This window comes from Cytobacillus firmus (assembly GCF_023657595.1).
Classification (GTDB): Bacteria; Bacillota; Bacilli; order Bacillales; family Cytobacillaceae; genus Cytobacillus; species Cytobacillus firmus_B.
This window is the reverse complement of record NZ_CP098323.1, coordinates 1,723,847-1,747,945: the sequence shown is the minus strand read 5'-3', so window position 1 is coordinate 1,747,945 and position 24,099 is coordinate 1,723,847. Positions and strand designations below refer to the sequence as shown.

At 42.3% G+C, this 24,099-nt stretch carries 20 protein-coding genes; 1 reads left to right on the top strand and 19 read right to left on the bottom strand.

The annotated features are described in order from the left end of the window. Positions 1–4: 4 nt before the first annotated feature. The 17 genes from NAF01_RS09055 to NAF01_RS08975 all read right to left on the bottom strand — a co-directional run bounded on the left by NAF01_RS09055 (position 5) and on the right by NAF01_RS08975 (position 22,410). The gene (locus tag NAF01_RS09055) at positions 5–871 is read right to left on the bottom strand and encodes a DUF58 domain-containing protein (RefSeq protein WP_197248006.1); all 867 of its coding nucleotides are present in this window, start codon (positions 869–871) and stop codon (positions 5–7) included. Next, positions 871–1,875 carry an AAA family ATPase gene (locus NAF01_RS09050; RefSeq protein WP_250802147.1) on the bottom strand — a complete coding sequence of 335 codons (1,005 nt, stop codon included), beginning with the start codon at positions 1,873–1,875 and terminating at the stop codon, positions 871–873. The genes NAF01_RS09055 and NAF01_RS09050 overlap by 1 nt, the downstream gene beginning before the upstream one ends. A gap of 5 nt (positions 1,876–1,880) precedes the next feature. Continuing rightward, a complete protein-coding gene (locus NAF01_RS09045; RefSeq protein ID WP_250802146.1) occupies positions 1,881–3,479 on the bottom strand; it encodes a hypothetical protein in 1,599 nt (532 codons plus the stop codon). Positions 3,480–3,878: 399 nt separating this feature from the next. Continuing rightward, positions 3,879–4,727, bottom strand: a complete 849-nt coding sequence (locus NAF01_RS09040) for an ABC transporter permease (RefSeq protein WP_250802145.1) — start codon at positions 4,725–4,727, stop codon at positions 3,879–3,881. Next, a complete protein-coding gene (locus NAF01_RS09035) occupies positions 4,724–5,659 on the bottom strand; it encodes an ABC transporter ATP-binding protein (RefSeq protein ID WP_048009053.1) in 936 nt (311 codons plus the stop codon). The genes NAF01_RS09040 and NAF01_RS09035 overlap by 4 nt, the downstream gene beginning before the upstream one ends. Next, entirely contained in the window at positions 5,656–8,031 is a 2,376-nt protein-coding gene (locus NAF01_RS09030) for a hypothetical protein (RefSeq protein WP_250802144.1), read from the bottom strand. Before NAF01_RS09030 ends, NAF01_RS09035 begins: the two co-directional genes overlap by 4 nt. Positions 8,032–8,336: 305 nt before the next feature. Next, positions 8,337–9,338 carry a signal recognition particle-docking protein FtsY gene (gene ftsY / locus NAF01_RS09025; RefSeq protein WP_048009054.1) on the bottom strand — a complete coding sequence of 334 codons (1,002 nt, stop codon included), beginning with the start codon at positions 9,336–9,338 and terminating at the stop codon, positions 8,337–8,339. A 292-nt stretch (positions 9,339–9,630) separates the two neighbouring features. After that, entirely contained in the window at positions 9,631–13,197 is a 3,567-nt protein-coding gene (smc, locus tag NAF01_RS09020; protein WP_250802143.1) for a chromosome segregation protein SMC, read from the bottom strand. Between the two features lie 60 nt (positions 13,198–13,257). Continuing rightward, entirely contained in the window at positions 13,258–13,998 is a 741-nt protein-coding gene (rnc, locus tag NAF01_RS09015; RefSeq protein WP_048009056.1) for a ribonuclease III, read from the bottom strand. Between the two features lie 336 nt (positions 13,999–14,334). Then, on the bottom strand, positions 14,335–14,568 hold the full coding sequence (locus tag NAF01_RS09010) for an acyl carrier protein (protein ID WP_009330799.1): 234 nt from the start codon (positions 14,566–14,568) through the stop codon (positions 14,335–14,337). Between the two features lie 91 nt (positions 14,569–14,659). Beyond that, positions 14,660–15,403, bottom strand: a complete 744-nt coding sequence (gene fabG / locus NAF01_RS09005; protein WP_250802142.1) for a 3-oxoacyl-[acyl-carrier-protein] reductase — start codon at positions 15,401–15,403, stop codon at positions 14,660–14,662. Next, positions 15,400–16,347 carry an ACP S-malonyltransferase gene (fabD, locus tag NAF01_RS09000; protein ID WP_250802441.1) on the bottom strand — a complete coding sequence of 316 codons (948 nt, stop codon included), beginning with the start codon at positions 16,345–16,347 and terminating at the stop codon, positions 15,400–15,402. Before fabD ends, fabG begins: the two co-directional genes overlap by 4 nt. A gap of 27 nt (positions 16,348–16,374) precedes the next feature. Then, positions 16,375–17,379 carry a phosphate acyltransferase PlsX gene (gene plsX, locus NAF01_RS08995; protein ID WP_048009059.1) on the bottom strand — a complete coding sequence of 335 codons (1,005 nt, stop codon included), beginning with the start codon at positions 17,377–17,379 and terminating at the stop codon, positions 16,375–16,377. Positions 17,380–17,400: 21 nt separating this feature from the next. After that, positions 17,401–17,961 (bottom strand): transcription factor FapR, encoded by a 561-nt coding sequence (gene fapR, locus NAF01_RS08990; RefSeq protein ID WP_250802141.1) that lies wholly within the window; start codon positions 17,959–17,961, stop codon positions 17,401–17,403. A 111-nt stretch (positions 17,962–18,072) separates the two neighbouring features. Continuing rightward, positions 18,073–20,121, bottom strand: coding sequence for an ATP-dependent DNA helicase RecG (gene recG / locus NAF01_RS08985; protein WP_250802440.1), 2,049 nt, complete (start codon positions 20,119–20,121; stop codon positions 18,073–18,075). Positions 20,122–20,354: 233 nt separating this feature from the next. Next, positions 20,355–22,031, bottom strand: coding sequence for a DAK2 domain-containing protein (locus tag NAF01_RS08980; protein WP_048009061.1), 1,677 nt, complete (start codon positions 22,029–22,031; stop codon positions 20,355–20,357). A 16-nt stretch (positions 22,032–22,047) separates the two neighbouring features. Next, on the bottom strand, positions 22,048–22,410 hold the full coding sequence (locus NAF01_RS08975) for an Asp23/Gls24 family envelope stress response protein (RefSeq protein WP_009330806.1): 363 nt from the start codon (positions 22,408–22,410) through the stop codon (positions 22,048–22,050). 448 nt (positions 22,411–22,858) lie between these two features. Here NAF01_RS08975 and rpmB point away from each other — a divergent pair, with 448 nt between their 5' ends. Beyond that, positions 22,859–23,047, top strand: coding sequence for a 50S ribosomal protein L28 (gene rpmB, locus NAF01_RS08970; protein ID WP_019381740.1), 189 nt, complete (start codon positions 22,859–22,861; stop codon positions 23,045–23,047). A gap of 144 nt (positions 23,048–23,191) precedes the next feature. Here the strand turns inward: rpmB and spoVM are convergent, their stop codons facing one another. After that, positions 23,192–23,272, bottom strand: coding sequence for a stage V sporulation protein SpoVM (gene spoVM, locus NAF01_RS08965; protein WP_019381739.1), 81 nt, complete (start codon positions 23,270–23,272; stop codon positions 23,192–23,194). 174 nt (positions 23,273–23,446) lie between these two features. Then, complete coding sequence (locus NAF01_RS08960; RefSeq protein WP_226618949.1) at positions 23,447–24,094, bottom strand: thiamine diphosphokinase; 648 nt, start codon at positions 24,092–24,094, stop codon at positions 23,447–23,449. Between the last annotated feature and the right edge of the window lie 5 nt (positions 24,095–24,099).

The window sequence follows — 24,099 nt, the reverse complement described above, 5'->3', positions numbered from 1 at the left end:
GTTCTCACCTGACCAGCCCCTTCGCATACAGATCCCTGAAAAGAACAGTCTGAAGATCTCTTGTTTCAGGAGCAAAGATATATTGGCCGCCATATCGCTTGCATAAAATCTCAAGCTGTTCATTATGTTTTTTTAGGCGCTTTTCATATTCGGCCAATACGGCAGGACTCATGCTCACATTTACAGCGGTCCCTGTTTCACTATCAATTAACTTTACATCTCCAGAATATGAAGGTGTCATTTCTTCATCAGCCTGCACCTGAAATAGCCAGAACTCCTGTTTCAGCCCTCTTAGCTTCCTAAACAGGCTTTCCCATTCCTGAAGCGGTTCAAAACCATCCGCTATTATTACAGCAAGCTGCTGGTGCCTTGAAAGAGTGTCTTTTAAGCTGCCCAGAAAGTTATTGGACAGAGCTGAAGGTTCAATTTTCTGGATTTCCATGAATGTTCGCCTGCTGTAAACAGAGCCTTTTCTTTTGATAGGCTGTAAGCCAGCAGAAGAAACAGGTGAAAATAGGAGCCGGTCTTCACCAGAAAGAATCATAAAGCTCAAAGCCGCAGCCAGCGCTTTGGCATACTCCCATTTTGCTTCCAGTTTGGTCATTGATGAAGTGGCATCCAGATAAACAGCAATAGACAGTTCCTGCTCATCAAGGAAACGTTTAATATAATGTTTTTGTGTTCTGCCATAGACATTCCAATCTATTTGCCGGATATCGTCTCCGGGCTGATATGCTCTGAAGTCAGAAAATTCCATGGAAGATCCGAATTTATGGGATTGCCTTGAACCTGAATGAAACCCTCTTTTCCTGGTCTTTACCGCAACTTTACGCTTCTGCAGCTTTCCAAGAAGGATTTGATGGCTGTTCATCAGCTCTTAGCTCCCCGGGAATTTTCTTTTATTAGACCTTCAATAATCGAATCTGCCGTAATCCCCGCTGCTTCTCCTTCAAAGTTTAAAATGAGGCGGTGGCGCAGAACGGGATAGGCAACATTTTTAAGGTCACCTATTGAAACATGGAACCTTCCTGAGCACAATGCTCTTGCTCTTGCCATATTTATCAGACTCTGGAGTCCGCGGGGACCGCTGCCATATTGGACGTATTCTTTTACTGTTTCCGGTGCATCCTCTGAATCCGGGTGTGTGGCAGTGATCAGCCATACAGCATAATCGAGGATATCCTCTGATACGAGGATTTCTCTTGTGAGTTCCTGAAGAGCAACTACATCATTCAGCCCGGCCGCTTTATTTAAATGAGTATTTTGCACACCTGTAGTTCTCCGGGCAATTTCTTTTAATTCTTCCTGCGTCGGATAAGCTACGTTTACCTTACAGATAAACCGGTCGGTTTGCGCCTCCGGCAGAGGATATGTTCCTTCCATGTCAATCGGGTTTTGAGTTGCAAGAACAAAAAATGGCTTTTCCATTCTTTTGGTTTCACCCATAATGGTAACCGTTTTTTCTCCCATAGCCTCAAGCAGGGCACTTTGTGTCTTAGGTGTTGCCCTATTAATTTCATCTGCCAGGATGATGTTGGCGAATATGGGCCCTTTATGAAAACTGAACGTTTGCCTGCCTGCTTCATCAGGCTGAAGCAGCATCGTTCCGGTTATATCGGATGGCATAATATCAGGGGTAAATTGAATACGGGAAAATTTCAGGTCCAGCACTTCTGCAATAGTCTTAATCAGCATCGTTTTACCAAGCCCAGGCAAACCTTCAAGCAAAACATGGCCTCCTGAGAAAATGCTCCATAATACTTGTTCGACTACTTCCTCCTGGCCTACTATAAATGATTGAATTTCATCTCTCACTCTTGCAATAATATCTGCTGCTTTTGCGAATTGCTGTTCTTTTTCCTGTGTTACGGACATTGAAGTCACTCCTTGTCAGGATCTATACTTGTAAAATAATTTTTAACGATTTCCTCTAAATCAGCCGGCAGCTTATACCGGTCGGTGCTCTGCCTGTATGACGCCTCATAATTTCCAAATACCTCACTGTAAGGTCTGATCGTTCCCTTTAATACAGGACCTTCCCCGTCAAATTGCTGGCCTGGAGTCCCTTGACCAAGACTGCCATTGTCATTTTCAATATTCGTCTTCCCTTCCATGCCAGATGGAATGGTGAGCAGATCCCTGGATCCCTGTCCAAGTCCGGCACCTCCACCAAGACCGCTGCCCGAACCACTCCCTGCGCCTGAGCCTGAACCAGATCCTGAACCAGATCCTGAACCAGATCCTGAACCACTTCCGGAGCCGCTGCCATTTCCGTTGTTTGGGCTATTGCCAGGCTGATTTTGATTATTTTGCGAATTTGAATTATTCTGCTGCGCAGGCGGCGATGTATTAGGATTATTCGCCTCGCTCCCCTGCTTCCCGGGAGGCGCAAATGCAAGCTGCCCCGGCGGCATTCCATTCGCAGCCATTTGCTGCTGTAATGATAGCCCAGAACTCTGAAGAGCTTTTTGAGCTGCAGCCAGCTGTTTTAAGAGCTCTTCTGATTGCAATAGGTTCTCCATCTGTTCAATAAGTTTTGTCAGCTCCTCTTCAGATAGCTGCCCCTCACTGCCGGTAAGCTGTTTCAATGCATTGCTTTGTTCTTCATTAAGTTCTTTTTTCTGCTTCTCAAGTTTTGCTAATTCTTCCCGGAAAGAAGCCAGATCTTTCTCCTCCAGCATTCGGCTTAATTGCTTTAAACCGCTATTATCAAGGGTGTTTTTCATGTTTTCCAGGCTCAGAGATTTTTCTTTTTCTTTGATTGCCTTTAATTCCAGGCTTTTTGTTTGGTTCGCAAGCTCCTTCAAAGCTTCCTCAGCAGACTTTTTTTCTGCAATCTTCTCTTTCGCTTTCTCTAATGCTTTTTTTACTTCAGGATTCTTTTCTTTTTCAGCTTTTTTCTCAAGTTCCTCTTTTGCTTCTTCAACTAACTTGTTTTCCTTCTCCCATTTTTGAGCCAATTCCATTTTCTCTCCCGGAATCATGTATAAAAGTACTGCCAGGCCTAGAAAAGCCAAACACATTAAAACAGGTTTAGGGTGGATGAAAACCTTCTTCCTGCCTAAAACCTGATGGTGTACCTTTTTCATATGCTTTACTGCATCTGCAAGCTGCAATCTTGCCAGAACAGCATCATCCAAAAGGAAAGAATGGGCTGTAATAACCCTATCTTCCGCTACAAACCCGTTATATAATGAAGCCGCCTGGATTATGTCAGGCCGCTTCTTCCAAATCCGAATAGCAGCGCCAAAAGCTGAGAGTAAAATAATCAGCAGAAAATAGTTTTGCAAGTATGGGATAACGAAAATTCTTGCTAAAACCATAAGACAACAGGCCAAGACAGCGGCTGCTAAAAGGAACACCTGAAATTCCTTAATGGTCAGCTGAATGAGGAGCTGTCTTTTTACCGGTTTTAAGAGTTTAAGATATTGATTGCGGTCTTCCACCGTTATCATTCCCTTATTATAAATTTCGGGCAATCCCCTCTCCAGGGGATTTGCCCGAATAAAGTGAAACTTCAATCAGTGGGGGAGCTTTATCCCCCACTGATTGTTAGTTGAGGCCCACAGGACAAGGAAGGCTTTGTGAGCATGAGCATCGCACGACCAAATGCGACAGCTTTTGGGAGGACGTGGCGTTCTTAGTCTTTATCCTTCTTTCGGGCCTTTACATTATAAAGCGAGGCGACTTGCCTTGGGGTGACAAACATAAGACGAGCAGATGATGGGAAGTGCTTTTCTTCCCATCAGCTGATTGGCTTATGACCTCGAGCCCCTAAGAGCCGCAGCTAGATTGGGCAGTTTGACTCCCACTTATCCTCCTTTGATTCCTCTTAGTCATGAAGTGGGGTCTTACTGCCCGTTAGACTGCGATAAACTCTAGCCCTTTCTCATATTTGGACGGAGTTTTTTAATGCTAAGAAGGACAGCTCCAATGAAAATGAAAGTGTATGAAATTAAGTATGAAATCCACAAAGGAAATTCAATGCCTGTTGATCTTGTAATTTCATTGGTCATTTCCGGCTCAAAGGTACTCATCAGAATAATGACCGGGTTGAGCATAGCCGGGAAATATGCCAGCGGATTCGTCGGCTGAGTTCCAGTATATCCATATGCATTTGTTAATTGCATAAAAATTAAAGCAAGGAAAGCCGTTCCGCCTGCTAAGAATAAAGTAACCCCATAGGTGGTAACCATCGAGACAATGGTTTTTCTGATTAGCGTTGAAAATAAGACTCCAATGCTTCCGTAAACCAGGATTGTAAACAAATAAAATCCCATTGTCGTAAGCAGCTGGCCTGGAGAAATACCTCCAAATAAAAACACAAAGCTATAAAGAGGCAAACTTGCCGCAATCAGCAGAATTAAATATGAAATGGAAGAGATCAGCTTGCTTAATATAATGCTTGAGGAGCTTTGAGTCGTCGTGAGCATGATATTTAAGGTCTGCCTCTCTCTTTCACTGCTGATTACCCCTGCTGTTAATCCAGGGGTAATAAATAGAATCAAGCCAAGCTGCAATATAGATAAAACCATAAACATTGTCCGGCTCTGTTCCGGTTTAAAAAAGCCCTGCATGTTGTTTGACAGTGATTCAATAAAAATGAATCCAACAATGATAAGCCCTAAGGCCAAGAGGTAAAACAGGACCCCAAGGTAACTTTTAAAGCTTCGGAAGCGGAGCTTAAATTCTTTATTCAGTACAGGATTTACGACTAAATTCTTCATGTCAGCTCAACTCCCTTTGTAATTTCCATAAAGACATCTTCCAGGTCTGTTTCCGCTTCTGCAAAGCTGGTGATGGCCAGATTACTTAATATGGCTCTTTTAAGAAGTTCTGTTTGCTCTTCAGGCGTCCCTTTGTAAATAAACTGAAAAGATAACCCGTCCTCCAGCAAAGATAATTTAAAAATATTTGGATCATCTTCGAAAAAGGAGATGGCATTTTCAGCACTCCCATTAACTTTTACACGAATCAGCCTTTCTCCTCTAAGCTGCGACTGGATATCAGCCACAGACCCCTGAGCCACAAGTTTACCCTGATCAATAATGCCAATGGTATCGCACATTTCTGCAAGCTCAGGCAGAATATGTGAAGATATTAAAATCGTCTTGCCCATACTCTTCAATTCTTTTAATATTTCCCTCATTTCTACCCTTGCTCGCGGGTCAAGTCCTGATGCAGGTTCATCCAGAATCAGCACTTCTGGGTCATGAATCAGGCATCTTGCCAGGCATAGACGCTGTTTCATCCCTCTTGATAGAAGGTCCACATATGACTCTCTTTTATGTGACAAGTTGACAAGGTCGAGCAGCTGTGGAATCAGCTTCTCGCGTTCTGCGAATGGAATACCGTAACTTGCACCGTAAAAGTGAAGATACTCATCAGCCTTAAGCTGATCATAAACCCCGAAGAAGTCCGGCATATAGCCAATTTGCTTTCGTACGAGCTTTGGCTCCTTTTGCACATCATACCCGTTTACATAAGCCGATCCCGAAGTTGGGGCAAGCAGTGTTGCCAAAATGGAAAAGGTTGTGGATTTTCCTGCACCGTTCTGTCCGACAAAACCAAAAACACTGCCTTTTTCAATAGTAAGATTTAAGGAATCAAGCGCTGTGAATTTTCCATATCGTTTCGTTAAATCTATTATTTCGATCATTTCGCCACCTCCCCTTTTATTGTTACAGCCGGCAATGGAACAAATGGATCTCCCTGTGAAGATTTAATAAGCTTCACAATAAATCGGCCCTCTTTTGAAACATACTGAGACAAGTCATCTTTACTCGTCAGCTTTAAGCTCCTTTGATCCGGTTCAATCGGCAGCCATTCACCTGTTTTATGGTTTTTTAATGAATACTGTACATTTTGGCTATTAATCCTTACCGAAATTTCTTCCAGTTTATAGGTTTTCTCTTTAAGCTGCTTCGGAAGGCTTAAAGAATATTCATATTCACCGTCTTCAAGCATCATTTCACCATTCGTGCTGTCCATTCCTTTTTCATAAATCTGTCCCTTAATCACATTCCAATCAGCTGCCATCATGCCATCCTTCAATGTAAATTCGCCGGAAAACTCATTTTTGGCCTCAAATGGCTGAACAATCAGATTGGTGTTATTCTGTTTTGCTTTCTTCCCTTTCATGGTTACATCAATGACAGATTCTCTTGTAATTCCTGCAAGGACTGGCTGTGAAAGATCTCCCAGCAAAAATGTATTAGAAGCATATTGAAGCCTTTCTCTTCTTAATTTATTAATATCATTTTGGCTATTGGCAGGATTTCCTCCATTAAATGCTCCTCCGTACGGTCTGCTCAGAAGGGACTGTTTTGTGGCTTTATCTACTTTAATGGACTCACCTTTTTTAATTGAACCCAGTTTAATTGATTCGTTTCCTGACCAAATATATAATTCTTCAAAATCAAAGTCACTTTGGTTTTGAATTGTTCCTGTTAATCTTTTTTCTTTAAGGGTGACAACTGCTGTCAATTTCCCATTTATTTCTGTTTGAGCCTTTCCATAAATGGTTTTGGATGACCAATATTCTACCTCTGGGAAAATTATCTCATTGTTTTTTACTCTTTCAGCCATGATTCCGCCTCTAAGGGGGTCAGATGAAGTGGAATTATTTGAATAAACCACAGCATTATATTCACCTTTTGGCATTGAGAGGATGTATTCACCGCTTTTATTTGACAGCAGGGTTGAAGCCTGATAACCAGTAAGCAGATTGTTATTCACTTTATATATCCCCATCTGGTTCAGCTGCGGCTGAGAAATTCTGTCTTTTGCCCCCATTCCAAAGACAGCTGCACCCATTAAAATGGCTATAGAAGGTATGATCCACCAGGAATGCTCCCGTTTATCAAGCTTTCTTAACACAAAATAAAGCACAGGCACTATTAGAATAATATAACCGGCAAAAAGTCCAATAAGCTGTCCGACTGAAAAATTGGATGCAGGAAAGAATTCATTTATTTCTGCAAATTCCCAATAAAGCTGGTCGAGATAATCCTGTGAATAGGGGGTTGATCCAATGCCTGAACCTGATGCCTGTTTCATATAGTCTTCAAACCATGTGTCATATCCCTGCCATGAAGATAAAGGCTCATCTCCCAGTGAAAAAGCTGTCTGCAAAATTGTCCCGCTTCCATACTCCTTTTTCAATGCTGCAGGGAGATCGCCGCTTTTTGCAATAACTTCTGCACTCTTATCAACCGGACCAGTGAAGAAGTTGAGCTCATCAAATTTTGGCTCCTCTCCCTTTGCCGGCTGAAGGAATTTGACTGGAGCGGATGACTCATTTTCTGATTTCATCGGCAGCAGTGAATATAAATTTCCATAGGAGCCGCTGGCATCTGGTCCTCCTCCGGCAATCAATGTTCCACCACTGAATATCCAGTCCCTTATAGCTTTTTGCTGTTTTTCACTAAGCTGGGAAATCTTAAATTCATCAATAAGCAAGTAATCGAGTGTCTCCAGCCCTGTTGCATCATCCGGTAAATCTTCCCCTTTAAGTTCAAGCAACGATTTAGAAGGAAGTGTTCTAAGCTCTTTTACACGGTCATAGTTTTCACTTAGAACTCCAATTACTTCAGTAGCCATATCTACAAATTTAGGCTTTAGTGTATTTTCTCCTTTAAAACTAACTTTTTTTCCGTCTTCCCAATCTCCTTCATAAAGAGTCAGCAATGGAATATTCTGATACATGGAGGGGTGGTCCTCCGTCATTCCAGGTATGGAAACCAGATATTCCTTAGCTGTTCCGGCAGGCAGCTCTACTTTTACAGAAACCGCACCGCTGGTATTGTAAGATGGATGGTAACTTATCAGCAAATCTCCGCTAAATGCGTCACCTGAATTTTCCATCTTAATACGCAGAGGAAATCCCTTTCCTCTTTTTACTTTTCCGTCAAAGCCCTCATCGAGAGTAACTTTAATGCCTGTACCGGCAGCTTCTGCTGATTGGAATGGATGAAACATTAACACAAAGCAGAATAGCACCATAATGATTACTTTTAATTTACCGTGCAACCCAATCTCCCCTTTAAATATCGTAAGTATTAGCTTTTTATATTTATAGGCAGCTTCTATAACAATGATTATTGCCAGCCTGATAACTTCTTCGATTGTATAGACGCAGCTTAATGACAAAAAGTTCCTGAGGATATTAAAATAATTTGTTTTACAGGTTAATCTTAATGAAGAATACCATCATTATAGTGTAATTTTACACTATAAATTGCATTTTTCAAACTATTTTTTATTCTCATTCTATTATCTATAATATAAAAAACAGCCTGAGAACGGATTCTCAGGCTGTTTAATCAGTAATATTTTTATTCTTCCTCTTCTTCTGCTTCTTTTTCAACAATGTCTGCAAATAGTCCATAGACATATTGTTCTGCATTAAATTCCTGCAGGTCATCCATTTTTTCACCTAAACCTACGAATTTCACAGGTATTTCCAGCTCATTTCTGATTGCCAGAACGATGCCGCCTTTTGCAGTACCATCCAGCTTTGTAAGAACGATACCGGAAACATCTGTTGCTTCCTTGAAGGTCTTAGCCTGAATCATGGCATTTTGTCCGGTAGTAGCGTCAAGAACAAGCAATACTTCGTGCGGGGCACCAGGTACTTCTCTTTCAATTACGCGCTTTACCTTTTCCAATTCTTTCATCAAATTGACTTTATTTTGGAGACGTCCAGCTGTATCACAGATTAAAATATCGGCCTTGCGCGACTTTGCAGACTGAACAGCATCATACATGACAGCTGCAGGGTCAGAACCGGCTCCCTGCTTAATGACATCAACTCCGACACGTTCGCCCCACACCTCAAGCTGTTCAATCGCTCCTGCACGGAAAGTATCACCCGCTGCAAGAAGGACATTTTTCCCTTCACTTTTGAACTTATGAGCAAGTTTTCCGATTGTCGTTGTTTTTCCAACACCGTTAACACCAACAAACAGGATTACCGTAAGTCCATCGGTTTGTATATTTAGTTCTGTGGAGATTTCGCCTGCGCTGTCATAAATGTCTACAAGCTTCTCAGATATTACTGCCTGAACCTCGCGCGGATCCTGAATATTCTTGCGCTTTACTTCTCTTCTCAGCTCATCCACCAGTTCCATGACAGTGTCAAAACCGACATCCGCCCCAATTAAGATTTCTTCCAGTTCCTCGAAAAATTCCTCATCCACTTTCCGGTATCTTGAAACAAGGTCGTTAACCTTATTTGAAAAATTATCGCGCGTTTTGGTTAATCCGTCTTTAAACTTTTCAGTAACACTATCTGTCTGCTTTGTGATTTTTTCTTTAAGTTTTTTAAAGAAACTCATGTTTTCACTTCCTTTTAAAGCTTTTTATTGTATGTTCTTTGTTTGTTATACTTGTTTGAAAACATTGTCCGCTGATTTCCGCTGCAGGTACTCAGCAAACCCGCGGGGGCTGCCGGGAGCCTCCTCGACGCTCTGCGTCTGTGGGGTCTCCCTGGTACGCTACTCCCGCAGGAGTCTCGCACCTTCCGCTTCAATCAACTCAGTGGAATAACTTAATTCGGATAACAAAATTACCAAACATTCTTTATGTATATAGCGGAACAGTGTTACAGACTGTTCCGCATTGGAAACTTTATTGAGTAATTAATTCCCTGGTTTCTTCGAGACGAACAGATACTAGTTTGGAGACACCGGATTCCTGCATGGTTACACCGTAAAGAACATCCGCTTCTTCCATTGTTCCTTTTCTGTGGGTGATAACGATGAACTGGGTTTCTGCGCTGTATCTTTTTAAGTATTGGCTGAACCTTTGGACGTTTGCTTCATCCAAAGCAGCTTCCACTTCATCAAGAATACAGAATGGAACAGGCCGGACTTTTAAAATAGAAAACAGCAATGCAATGGCTGTGAGTGCACGTTCACCCCCAGATAATAATCCAAGGTTCTGCAATTTCTTGCCTGGCGGCTGTGCAACAATTTCCACACCTGTATTCAATAAATCTTCAGGTTGGGTCAATCGTAAATCCGCTCTGCCGCCGCCGAATAAAGATTGGAAAACCGACTCAAAATGAAGGCGGATCCCTTCAAAGGTTTCTTCAAATCTCCTTTTCATTTCAACATCCATTTCATCAATAACCTGGAATAATGTATCCTTTGCTTCCTGAAGGTCTGTTTTTTGCTCAAGCAGGAATTCATAGCGTTCCGATACTCTTTCATACTCCTCGATTGCTCCGAGATTAACTGCGCCAAGTTCCTCGATAGCCAGCTTTATGAGTTTTACTCTTTTTCGCGCTTCCTCAATTTCAATTTGCAGCGGATATTCTTCTTTAGCCGCTTCAAAAGACAGCAGGTATTCTTCCCTTAAATGATTCAGCCTATTCTCAAGCTCAACATCCAGCCGGTTCTGTTTAACTTCCTCATCTTTCAGAACTCCTATGAGGCCTTTATGCTGGCGTTTTAATTCTTTTACCTCAAGCTCAAGGTCCTCTAAAGATGCTTGGAGCTTTAATCGCTCATTCCTTCTTGAAGCAATCAGTTCAAGTGTTTCATTCTTTTCCTTCAGTTTTTGCTGTGCTGCTTCTTCCAGATGCTGTTCACCTGAAGAGCTATTTGTCATTTCGGATGAAAGCAATTCTAAATCTTCTTTTACGGTTTTAAGTTTCTCCTGTGTAACAGCAAGCTCAGAATTTATGGCGGCCAGCTTGTCCTCAGCATGGTTCAGCTGCTCACTTTTGGAAGCGAAGCTAATTTTCAGCTCATTAATTTCAGATACTACAGTTTCCTTTGAAGTCTGCTGGGTGTTTTTTCTTTCTGTTAATGCTTTTATCTCCTGATCAAGATTAGCGATTTGCTTTTGCTGCTGATCCAATACGACTGAAAGCTCGCTCTTTCTTGCCAGCAGTATCTCTATATCTTGCGAAAACTGTGCTTTGTCCATATCATAAAGGGATAGGCGCTCATTAATGCTTTTCTCTTCAAACTCTGCTTCTAAAAGTTCTCCTTTTACCTTCTGTTCCATCAAACGAAGCTCTTCGCCTGTTTTTCTAAGCTGCTCAATGTGTAAATCCTGTTTTTGAATTTCACTTTTTTGCAGTTTTACTTGCTTTTCGAGATTTGCTGTTTTGGATTCCATATCCGTAATTCTGGACTTCAGCTCTTCAAGTTCACCTTTACGTGAAAGAATTGAAGTACTTTTCTGTTTCACAGCTCCACCGGTCATGGAGCCGCCGGGATTAACCACATCTCCTTCAATTGTTACGAGCCTCACACGGTATTGAAGCAGCTTCGCAAGTTCATTGGCACCTTTAAGATCCCGGGCAATGACCACATTGCCAAGCAAGTTCTCGATAGCAGGCTGGTGTCTTTCTTCAAATTGTATCAGTGAAGCAGCTTCACCAATAAAGGCAGGGTGGCCTTGAACCGACTGCATTTGCGTGGTATTCAGCTTCTTCCCCTTAATTACACTTAAAGGCAGGAATGTGGCTCTGCCGTATGAATTCTTTTTCAGGAATTGAATGGCACTTCTTCCGTCCTGTTCATCTTGTACAATGATATGCTGCATGGCACCGCCGAGAGCTGTTTCAATCGCAGTTTCGTACTCTTTTGGCACCTGAATTAACTCAGCTATGGCTCCTTCAATTCCCTGCAGCTTGCTGCCTCTTGCTTTCAATACTTCTTTTACTCCTTGGAAAAAACCCGAAAAATCCTCTTGCATTTCTTCAAGCATTTCCTGACGGGATTTCGCCTGCTGCAAATATTGATAAGCCTGATACAAGGTTTTTTCCTGCTTTTGATAATTATTCTTTAATGATTCAAGCTTGCGGTCTTCATTTCGGAATAGATGAACTTGATTTTCTAATTCCTTTTGCAGGTTTTCAAGATTTGATTGTATCTTTTGTTTTTTCTCTTCATTTTTCTTGCGGTCAGCAATAAATTTTTCATTATCCATTTCAAGCCTTGAACTGCGCTGTCCCTGCTGACTCAGCTGCTGATCAATATTCAGCAATTCATTCCGTGAAGCTGCCTGGCGGTTCAGCACTTCAATATAATCACTTTTCAGAGATTCTATTTTTTCTTCTGTATTTTCACTGAATAGTTTTAGCTGCTCCTGCTTTTCCTTTAATGCTATTTGAAGCTTACCAGCTTCTGCCTTCACTTTTCCCCTGAGAGCCGAGTGCTTTTCTTTCTGCTCTTTTAACTCAGCAATCTTCATCGTAAGTTCTTTCATATTTCCATGGAGCTGGTCTTTATTCTGGCTGGCATTTTTCTTTCGCTCTTTGAGCACTTCTTTTCTGCCTTCCAGTTTTTCCAGCTCTTCACTGGCATGAAGGAGCACATCCTGCAGATCATTGACTGATTCATCAATTGCAGCTATATGATCCTTTAACTCTTCCACTTTCGCTTCTTTGCTTTGGATAACTGCCGAGAGCTTCATCTCATCTTCCGTATGCAGCTCGAGCTGACGTGAAAGCTGCTCCCATTTTGAATGCAGATCCTCGATCTCATAAACGGTAAGGGCTACCTCTATTTTCTCCAGCTCTTCTTTCTGCTGCAAATAATCTTTTGCGATTGAAGCCTGTATTTTCAAAGGCTCTACCTGGGTTTCCAGTTCATGAAGAATATCATTCACCCTGTTTAAGTTATCCTGGGTTTCTGAAAGCTTGCCTTCCGCCTTTTTCTTTCTTATCTTGTATTTAAGTACGCCAGCCGCTTCTTCAAATATAGTCCGGCGTTCTTCAGCTTTGCTGTTTAAAATTTCTTCAACTCTGCCCTGGCTTATGATTGAAAAAGCTTCCCTGCCAAGGCCTGAATCCATAAATAAATCTACAATATCTTTAAGTCTGCATGTTTGCTTATTGATCAGGTATTCACTGTCTCCGGACCGGTAGACCCTTCTTGTAACACTGACTTCGCTATACTCGATCGGCAGACCCTGATCGGCGTTATCAAGGGTCAGTGTCACCTCTGCAAAATTCTGTGCTCTCCGGGAATCACTGCCCGCAAAAATGACATCCTCCATTTTCGCACCGCGAAGGGACTTAGCTGATTGTTCACCCAATACCCAGCGGATGGCATCAGTAATATTGCTTTTCCCGCTTCCATTCGGACCGACAACTGCTGTGACGCCTGGAACAAAATCAACCGTTATCCGCTCAGCAAACGACTTAAATCCAATAACATCAAGCCTTTTTAAAAACAACCTTGGTCCCCCTCTGTCTCCTCATGTTTCTGCTCTTTGATGTCAGAGTTAGAAAATGTTTCACTTTATATGATTTTTTAATACTTCAAGAGCCATTTGGGCCGCATGTTGTTCGGCTTCTTTCTTTGACCGGCCAGTGCCTGTCCCAAGTTCCCTGCCATTTAGAGAAACAGTGGAAACAAATTCACGATTGTGGGCAGGCCCCTTTTCCTGAAGGATTTTATATTCAATTGCACCTGCTCCATCCCGCTGCACAAGCTCCTGCAGCTGGCTTTTAAAATCCATCACATGCGAAAAAGCACCTGAATCAATCTTTGGAAAAACAACTTTTTCCAAAAAACCGACAACTGTATCTAATCCTTTATCCAGGTACAATGCACCTATAAAGGCTTCAAAAACATCTGCAAGCAGGGCCGGACGGGTTCTTCCACCTGTCATTTCCTCCCCTTTACCAAGGAGCACCAGGCTGCCAAATGACAATTCGTGGGCAAATGAGACCAGGGATGGTTCGCAGACAACCGCAGCCCTCAGCTTTGTTAATTCACCCTCGCTCATCATCGGATATTTAAGGTAAAGGAATTTTGAAACAGTCAGTTCAAGGACGGCATCCCCCAGGAATTCCAGTCTTTCATTGTCTTCATAAGGCTTTCTCCGGTGCTCATTCACATAGGATGAATGGGTAAAAGCTTGTTTTAGTAATTTTTCATTTTCAAAGTGAATTCCGATTTCCGTCTGGAATTCTTTAAATTGTTTTTCGATTGCGCGAAATGATTTTCTTTCTTTATCTTTATTGCTGCGCATATTGCATCCACCTTGCTAAAAATTAATATTCTTCTTGAGTTAAACACACTTAATTGGTCTTCCCTAAGTTTACGTAATAAAGAGGAAAAACGCAAAAAACTTCGATATAAAGCAATTTTATGTTTCATATGGTTACGGCCATTTTCACAGAAGAAAGCCCCGTTATCAAACGGAGCTTTTGAGAATCGTATTTACTGTCCACAGTCACCTGCTGAAGGCTGAAAGCTTAATTCCAAGCTGCCCTTTCGATGCTGCAGGTAACACCGGACAGTAAACATCAGAAAAAATTGCTGCAGTGAGGGGGATTCCCTCACTGCAGAGCGGTTCTACTAACGATTATTGGCTAGCTTTTATGTAATTTACAGCGTCACCGACTGTTGCGATTTTCTCAGCGTCATCGTCAGAAATTTCCATGTCGAACTCATCTTCTAATTCCATTACTAATTCTACTACATCAAGGGAATCAGCACCTAGATCATCTTTGAAAGAAGCCTCCAATTTCACTTCAGACTCTTCAACGCCAAGACGGTCCACGATGATCTTTGTTACACGTTCTAATACTTCTGCCATGCTTGTTCACCTCCCCTCAAGTATTATAGATTATTTTTAGCCTTTATTGAAAGCTTTTATAAAAAATTTTGCATTACAAGCCTGTTACAAATTACATGACCATTCCGCCATCAACATGCAGGGTTTGCCCTGTCATATAACGGCTGTCCTCTGAAGCTAGAAACACTGCCACATTTGCAATATCTGCAGGATCGCCGAAGCGCGCCAATGGGATTTGTTTTAGCATCTGATCCCTTACATCCTCGTTCAGCTTATCCGTCATATCAGTTGTGATGAAGCCTGGTGCAATGGCATTGACTGTTATCCCTCTTGATGCAAGTTCCTTTGCTGAGGTTTTTGTCAGGCCGATAACCCCTGATTTGGCAGCGACATAGTTAGCCTGTCCAGGATTTCCGCTCACACCCACAATGGATGAAATATTGATAATGCGGCCGTTGCGCTGTTTCATCATTTGCCTTGTAACAGCTTTTGTACAAAGGAAAACACCTTTCAGGTTAATGTTAATAACATCATCCCATTCGTCTTCCTTCATTCTCATAAGCAGGTTGTCCTTCGTAATACCCGCATTATTAACCAGAATATCAAGCTTGCCAAACTTTTCTACTGTTTCTTTTACCATGCTTGTCACGGAATCACTATTTGACACATCGCATTGGATAGCAAAAGCATTTCTGCCTAAAGCCTTTATTTCATCAACGACTTCGTTCGCCCTTGCCTCACTTCCGGAGTAGTTAACCACAATATCTGCACCTTGCCTGGCAAGACCCAAAGCGATTTCTCTTCCGATTCCGCGGGAAGCTCCTGTTACTAAAGCGGCTTTTCCCTCTAGCTTCATCTCAATTCCTCCTTCAAGGATTCTGTAACTGCCTGGCATGATTCTGCATCTGAAACGGCATACGTCTTAAGGGAACGATCTACCTTTTTCACTAAGCCTGACAGTACTTTTCCTGGACCTATTTCTATAAATGTATCCACTCCAAGCTCTATCATCCTGCGGATTGAATCCTCCCATAGCACAGGAGAATACAGCTGTTCAATCAATCTGCCATTTATTTCTGAAGCAGATGTCATTTCAGAAGCTGTTACATTGGCAATGACAGGAACCTTTGCATCTTTAATCTCAATTTCATCAAGGATTCCCCTGAACTTCTCAGCAGCAGGCTTCATTAATTGGGAATGGAAAGGGCCGCTTACCTCCAGCGGAAGCACACGCTTGGCACCTTCTTCTTTAGCCTTTAGAGAAGCCAGTTCCACGCCTGCTTTTGAACCTGAAATGACAATTTGTCCAGGACAATTCAGGTTTGCAAGCTGCACCGGATTTCCTCCTGCAGTAACCTCTTCTGTAACTGCAGTGAGCTTGTCCCTGTCAAGGCCCAATACTGCAGCCATTGTTCCTTCGCCATTAGGAACGGCTTCTTCCATGAATTCGCCCCGCTTACGGACAGCATATACCCCATCCTCAAAGGATATAGCTTCCGCAGCGACCAGTGCAGTATACTCACCAAGGCTATGTCCCGCAACAAAATCAGGTGTTATACCAGATCTTTTAAAATAATCGAGAATGGCAATGCCAGTGGTCAATAGTGCAGGCTGTGCGTTTGTTGTTAACGTCAATTTGTCCTGAGGCCCTTCAAAAATAAGTTCCGATAATAAAAACCCAAGTTTTTGATCGGCTCTTTCAAAAAATCCTTTTACGTTTTCATCCTGTTCAGCTAAAACTTTTCCCATACCTGCAGCCTGGGACCCCTGCCCAGGGAATAAAAAAGCGATTTTACCCATCATGCTTTCCCCCCAAGTTAAAAATGTTTATTTAAGAGCTGTCTTTCCGGCTTCTTTTTCAACCGCTTCCTTTATCGTATCAGCAACATTGTTTTCGACCATGTTCCTGGCCTGCCTCACTGCACTGAATAAAGCTGTTGCATCTGAAGAGCCATGCGCCTTGATAACCGGCGCCTTTAATCCAAATAATCCGGCACCGCCGTATTCCGAATAATCCATTTTAGATTTCAGCTGGTATAGATCAGGCTTTAAGGCTGCTGCTGCCAATTTTGTTTTAAAGCTGCTGGTCAGAGCTGCTTTTAGCATTTTAAATACAGATAGAGCAGTACCTTCAATTGTCTTAAGCACCATATTGCCGGTAAAGCCATCTGTCACAACAACATCCGCAGCTCCCTCAAGCAAATCGCGCGCTTCCACATTGCCGATAAAATTGATATCCGCATTCTTCAGCAGATCAAATGTATTTTTTGCAAGCTCATTGCCTTTTTTCTCTTCCGTTCCGATATTTAGAAGGCCTACTCTGGGATTGGCAACACCCCGGACCTTTTCGGTATATATAGATCCCATAATCGCATATTGAAGAAGATGCTCAGGCTTCGCGTCCACATTCGCCCCTACATCAAGCAAAAGGAACCCTTCTCCCCCTATTGTTGGAAGCGTAGGTGATAATGCCGGACGTTCAATGCCCTCAATCCTTCCTACCACAAAAAGGCCTGCTGCCATAAGAGCACCCGTGTTTCCTGCGGAAATGCATGCATCCGCCTTACCATCTGTGACAAGCTGCGCTGCAAGCACCATGGATGCATTTTTCTTTCTGCGTACAGCTCTCACCGGCTCATCATCCGGCAAGATGACTTCATCTGTATGTAATATGTCAATTCGCTCATTTGAAGTAAGGTATTGGTTTATTTTTGACTCATCGCCTACAAGGGTAATATGTACATCCTTATATTCTGCGGCAGCTTTCATTGCCCCAAGGACAATTTCCTTCGGAGCATTGTCGCCTCCCATTGCGTCTATGGCAATTTTCATGGTGCTTCATCCTTTTAGTGATTATTTTTTTCTGAACATGTCAAATTCTCCCTTGAATACCTGTTCGTTATTCACAAAGCTATTGACTTCAACCAACGTCCTTCCGCTGTCAATGTCAATTGTAAGGACCTTTGCTTTTGCAATGATACGTTCATTTAATCTTACAGGCCTTGTAAATTGAATATTGGCTTTTGCCGTTAATGCCAGCTCATCATTTATGACGGCGACCGCCAGTGAGTTGGCCTGTGCAAACAGGTGGTGGCCCCGGGCAATTCCATTACGCTTGAAAACATGTTCACTTTTTACATCGAAAATGGATATCGCCGTTTTATCCAATTCTATATCTATTATTTCACCGATTATTTCTTCTATTGGTAAAGATCGCACTTCATCCTCAAAACTTTTCTCGGCAACATGCTTGATTCGCTCACGCAATTCCGGAATTGATAATTCCAGCCGATCGAGCCTGATTGTCTGGACGCTGACAGAGAACTTGTCCGCAAGTTCCTCGTCCGTGACAAAAGGATTTTCTTTTATGGTGTCCGTTAATAATGTTTGACGTTCTTTTTTGTTTCTTTTCATTAAAATCCCACCGTCCGAGATATTAAGACTAGGTACTAATAGTAGTATATAATCAAAAAAAGCAGATTGCAAGAAAGAACTTTTCCGCAATCCGCTCTGATTACCTTATTTCTAGTCCAGCTTTTCCCCTTCCAGCACTCCTGCTTCCTTTAAATAATGCCGCAAAGGCAGGTACTCATCCGAGTGCCAGAATTCATCGGATTCCACTAGAGTTGATGCATCGTTCCTGGCGGTTTCGAGCGCACGGTAATCATGGACCATATCAGCGACTTTAAATTCCGGAAGCCCGCTTTGTTTTCTTCCGAAAAAGTCTCCAGGACCTCTCAGCTCAAGGTCCTTTTCACTTAGAGCAAAACCATCATTGGTTTCTGTCATGATTTTCATGCGTTCTTTTCCAACTTCCGATTTCGGATCAGCCAGAAGCACACAATAAGATTGTTTATCTCCTCTTCCTACCCTGCCCCTCAGCTGATGCAGCTGTGCAAGTCCAAACCGCTCCGCATCATAGATCACCATCATCGTTGCATTTGGAACATTCACACCCACCTCAACTACCGTCGTCGAAACAAGAACCTGAGTTTCATTACGGCTGAAAGCTTTCATAACACTTTCCTTTTCATCCGGATGAAGCCTGCCATGCATGAGTCCGACATCATAACGGCCATGAAAATGATGCATCAGTGTCGCATGGACATCTATAGCGTTTTGAACATCCAATTTGTCTGATTCCTCAATAAGCGGGCAGATCACATAAACCTGCTGACCTGCTGAAAGCTCCTTTTCCATAAAACCTAGGACCCTGTCCAGCATTTCAGGTTTTGCCCAATAGGTTTCAATTGCTTTTCGTCCTGCCGGCATTTCATCTATGATGGATACATCCATTTCACCAAAAACGGTAATGGCCAATGTTCTTGGGATTGGCGTTGCAGTCATGAACAGAACATCAGGATTTTCACCTTTTTCCCTGAGTATCCGCCGCTGCCCTACCCCGAATCTATGCTGCTCATCAGTAATGACAAGTCCCAGTTTATTAAATTCCACTTCATCCTGGATAAGTGCATGTGTGCCAATGAGAACATCAATCACTCCATCCTTTAAAAGCTGGAGAATCTCTCTTCTTCGCTTTCCTTTAACAGAGCTTGTCAGAAGTTCACATCGCAGCCCAAACGGCTCGAGCATCGACTTTAAAGATTCCGCATGCTGCTCTGCCAGGATTTCGGTCGGGACCATTAATGCTCCCTGAAAGCCTGCTGTCCTGCTGGCGAATAGAGCAATCGACGCCACTGCCGTTTTGCCGGAACCAACATCCCCCTGTAATAGCCTGTTCATCCTGTATGGAGATTTCAAATCAGACATGATCTCATTAACTACTCTTTTTTGTGCTCCGGTTAAATCAAATGGCAGTGAGTCAATGAACTCCACTAGTCTTGAAAGATCATAAGCCTGTGCAACCCCTTTTGACTGCTCTCTTTCAATCTTTCTTAGTGCCTGCATTTTTAATTGAAAATAGAAAAACTCCTCGTAAACAAAACGCCGCCTTCCCTGCTTGAGTTCCTGTTCATTGGCGGGAAAATGAAGCGATCTCACAGCATCTCGCCTATTTAATAGTCTATATTGCAATAAATATTTTTCAGGTAAATCTTCTGATATGTCATTCCGATACTGTGTGAAAGCCAGTTTAATAAATCGCCTGATGCCTTTGACCGTGACATTTCCTTTTACAGCATAAACCGGCTCAAAATCCTTATTGCCAGAGGCATTTCCTATTTTAAGTTCACTGGCTGTAATCACCTGCCGATGCTGGTCCCATTTTCCAGTCACCGTAACCGTTTCGTTTAAAACAATTTTGTTCTTCAAATAAGGCTGATTGAACAGAATCACTTGGATGAGATACCGTCCTACAAGCACCCGAACAGTGAGCCTGGAGCGTTTCCTGCCGTAATAAGCAAGTGAAGGTTCACTGTGAACCTTTCCTTCAACCGTCACTCTTTCATCATGCTTCATTTCTGCCAGGTCCTTGAGCCTGTAATCTTCATATCTATATGGAAAATATTCAAGCAAGTCTTTTACAGTGTAAATATTCATTTCAGCCAGTAATTCAGCTGATTCCTCTCCGATGCCTTTAACAGCTGTAACAGACTGGATTAAATTTGGATTCACATTTATTGAACGGCTGCCAATTATATTTTCTTTCAGGCAGTCCGCCATCCCTCCCTGCTCCGTTACTTTTATATACAGGCTTATGAAACGCCTGCTTTATAACTAGCACATTGTAATTTAAAAATGCAAGAAAGTAACCTTAAAACAAAAAAACTCATGCTTAAAAGCATTTATAAAGGTCTAAAATGGACAAAAGCGAAGGCTGGGCCCTCGCTTTGTTTATTGTTTACTTGTTATTCAATTGCGAAAATGAAAGAGTATAGAGGCTGTTTTCCATCATGAAGCTCAACCTCAATATCTTCATATTTATCTTCAATATAGCTGATAAGTGAGTCTACTTCCTCATCTGCTGCATCTTCACCTTTTAAGACGGTAAGGATCTCAGAGTCTTCATCGATCATTCCTTCCAGAAGATCTTTGGCAGCCTGAACTCTATCCTTGTTTTTCACAACAATTTTGCCGTCAGCAATGCCCATGAAATCATCTTTTTCTATCTCAAGGCCATCGATGCTTGTATCACGGACAGCAAACGTGATTTGGCCTGTTTTCACATGCTGAAGAGCATCTGTCATGCCTTCTTCGTTTTCTGTAAGCTCAGCACTTGGATTAAAGGCAAGAAGTGCCGCCATTCCCTGAGGAACAGTTTTTGAAGGAACAACCACTGCTTCTTCTTCAGTCACTTCTGCAGCCTGCTGTGCAGCCATAATGATATTTTTATTGTTTGGCAAAATGATTACTTTTTTTGCATTTACTTCTTTGATGGCTTTTACAATATCTTCCGTGCTGGGATTCATTGTCTGTCCGCCTTCAATGACAGCATGTGCACCGATGCTTCGGAAAAGATCCGCGATGCCGCTGCCCATTGATACTGTCACAATCCCGTACTCCTGCTTTTCTTTTGGCTTAGCCTGGGCCGCCAAAGGTGTAGGAACGTCTTCGACTAAGTTGGTGTGCTGCTGGCGCATGTTTTCAATCTTCATATTGATTAAACTGCCATAGCGCTGTCCGTATGTCAGGCAATCTCCCGGCTGTTCAGAGTGGATATGTACTTTTACAAGCTGCTCATCCGCAATCACAAGAAGTGAGTCGCCATATTGGCTTAAGTCCTGGCGGAATCTGTCTTCTGAAAAAGGATTAGCAGAAATTTTTTCATCTTCGAATTTGACCATAAATTCAGTGCAATAACCGAACTCAATATCCTCAGTGTTCATAAAACTGTGAACATTTTTATGGTGTTCTGCGCTAACCAGGTCATCCATCTTAGGAAGGGCTGCCGGTGTATCAGGAAGTTTTTCGCCCTTTAGCTCGGCAAGGAATCCTTCATATACAAACACAAGGCCCTGTCCGCCGCTGTCTACAACTCCAACTTCTTTTAAGACTGGAAGAAGATCTGGAGTGCGGTTTAGGGAAGCCCTTGCTTCTTTCAAAACTTCCTCCATAATCACGATGATATCATCTTCATGATTAGCAGCCTGAACCGCTTTCTTAGCGGAATCTTTTGCAACAGTAAGGATCGTTCCTTCAACCGGCTTCATCACAGCTTTATATGCCGTCTCCACACCAGAATTCAGAGCATCAGCAAACTCTTTTCCATTGATAGAAGCTTTATGTTCAATCGCTTTTGAGAAGCCTCGGAACAGCTGGGAGAGAATTACTCCCGAGTTCCCTCGTGCTCCCATAAGCAAACCTTTAGAAAGAGCAGAGCCTACCTTTCCAATATGCTCCTGGATATTAGCTTTAACTTCCTTTGCTCCGGAAGTCATTGACAAATTCATGTTGGTTCCTGTGTCTCCATCAGGAACAGGGAAAACATTTAACGCATCCACTAATTTTGCATTAGCAGATAAATGGTTCGCTCCTTGTATGACCATTTCGGCAAAAAGCTTCCCATCTAAATCTCTTTTTGACACAAGTCTTTCCTCCTCACTACGGGTTCGTTACTCGAACTCCCTGAACGTAAATATTAACCGAGTCAGTGCTAAGCCCAACTGTTTTATCAAGGGTGTATTTCACTTTAGATTGCACATTGTGGGCAACCTCGGAAATTTTCGTTCCGTAACTTACAATAATATACATATCGATATGTACTTCATCTTCTTCCTGGCGAACAATTACACCACGGGTAAAATTCTCTTTACGCAGTATATCTGTAAGGCCATCCTTAATTTGATTTTTAGAGGCCATTCCTACAATGCCGTAGCAGTCAACTGCTGCTCCGCCTGCGATTGTTGCAATTACATCATTAGAGATATCAATTTGCCCGAAATTTGTTTTTAATTCGATGGACATGGTTCGTTCCCCCTTTGGAAATTGCTTTTCATAAAAGCTTCTTCAGGCACTTCCGCTTAACGATAGTGCTGGCTTTCCCCTGAATTGCACCCTGGAGGCTAAGCCTTCCGGCAAGAGACAATTCACCTTTTTAAGCTGGGCAGCGGTCTTTTTAACTTCAAAGCTTAAAGCATACCTTATAATATTTTACTATATGGGCTGTGATATTGAAAGTCATACTTCTCCATCTCTATTATAGCTCATGTTCCATCCCCCTATGTCAAGGAAATTTTCTTGAAAGCAAACTATTGCAATCAGAAGGGTTGTATGATAAATTATTAAAGTATCTTTTAATGTCGAAATCCGCACAGGGATTCCGCATTAATTCAGATGGATGAATCTGACTATTGCAGATGAAAGCATTGAAAAATAGTTTCAGCTTATGCTTTTAGTAAGGAGGGAAACATACATGCCACGCAAATGTGTAGTAACTGGTAAAAAAACAACTTCAGGTAACGCACGTTCTCACGCAATGAACGCTAACAAGCGCACTTGGGGTGCTAACCTTCAGAAGGTACGTATTCTTGTAGACGGTAAACCTAAACGTGTTTGGGTTTCTGCAAGAGCACTTAAATCAGGTAAAGTTGAGCGCGTTTAACATGCTCAGGGACATCCCTTTTGGATGTCCTTTTTATTTTCCTTTTTTGACCCACTATCATTCTCCCCCATTTAAGCAAAAAATAAAAGCACCCCAGGTGAGGTGCCAAGTTTTGATGCTATTTTCTTTTTAATTTATGGGTGTCTACCCCTTTTTGAAGGTCCCTAACATGGCACGCACAATGCCCCCTAAAAATTTAGGAAGTTTGATTGTATAAAATCTCATTACTCGTGTCCCTCCTCACGATCTTACGCATCCATTCTGTCCTTAAATCGTCTTTACCATCTTATTCAAATAATGAAAGATGAGTACTCATGATTACAAAAAATGATCAGAAAGCAATTCATGCTAAGACTCTTATCCAGCTTTCCCGCATCTTGCAGGGAAGCGGCCCGGCACTTAATCCTTGCTTCTTACAACCATTAATATGCCTTCAGTAAAAGAAAAAGTACCACAATCATCAATAAGTTCATTACTGATACAGAGAGTAGAACCGGCAGGAACGGTCCGATCTGTCAGCGGATACTTGAAATTTCTCAGGGTGAGGCCTTTAATTTCCATAGTGACCGGAACAAACGAAATGTATTTGAAATTTGAATTCTGCTTTATGCTGTATTTACCTGGAGTCTTAATATAAATCTTATTAGACTTGTCAATAATTTCGACAGGAACAAAGTCTTCCGCCAGTGCAGGCTTTATTAACAGCTGAATATTTGCGAATAAGTGGTCAAGCCTGCCGCCTGTGGCACCATACAAATGGACTTTTTCAGGTTTTTGGCCGAGTGCCCAATTCAGGGCAAGCTCCATGTCCGTTTCATCCTTCTCCGGCATGAACCTGTTCAGCTCTTTTACATTTTCTTCAATGAGCAAAAGCTCTTCATCCGACACCGAATCAAAATCACCAAATGCCATTTCCGGCTGAATGCCGCTTTGAATTAGAGTAAGCACCCCTCTGTCTACTCCGACCCAAATATCATCTGTATTACTGAACGAATGCAGATCAGGCAGCAAGTCATCCGGGCCTCCAGCTAAAATATTGATAATCATTATAC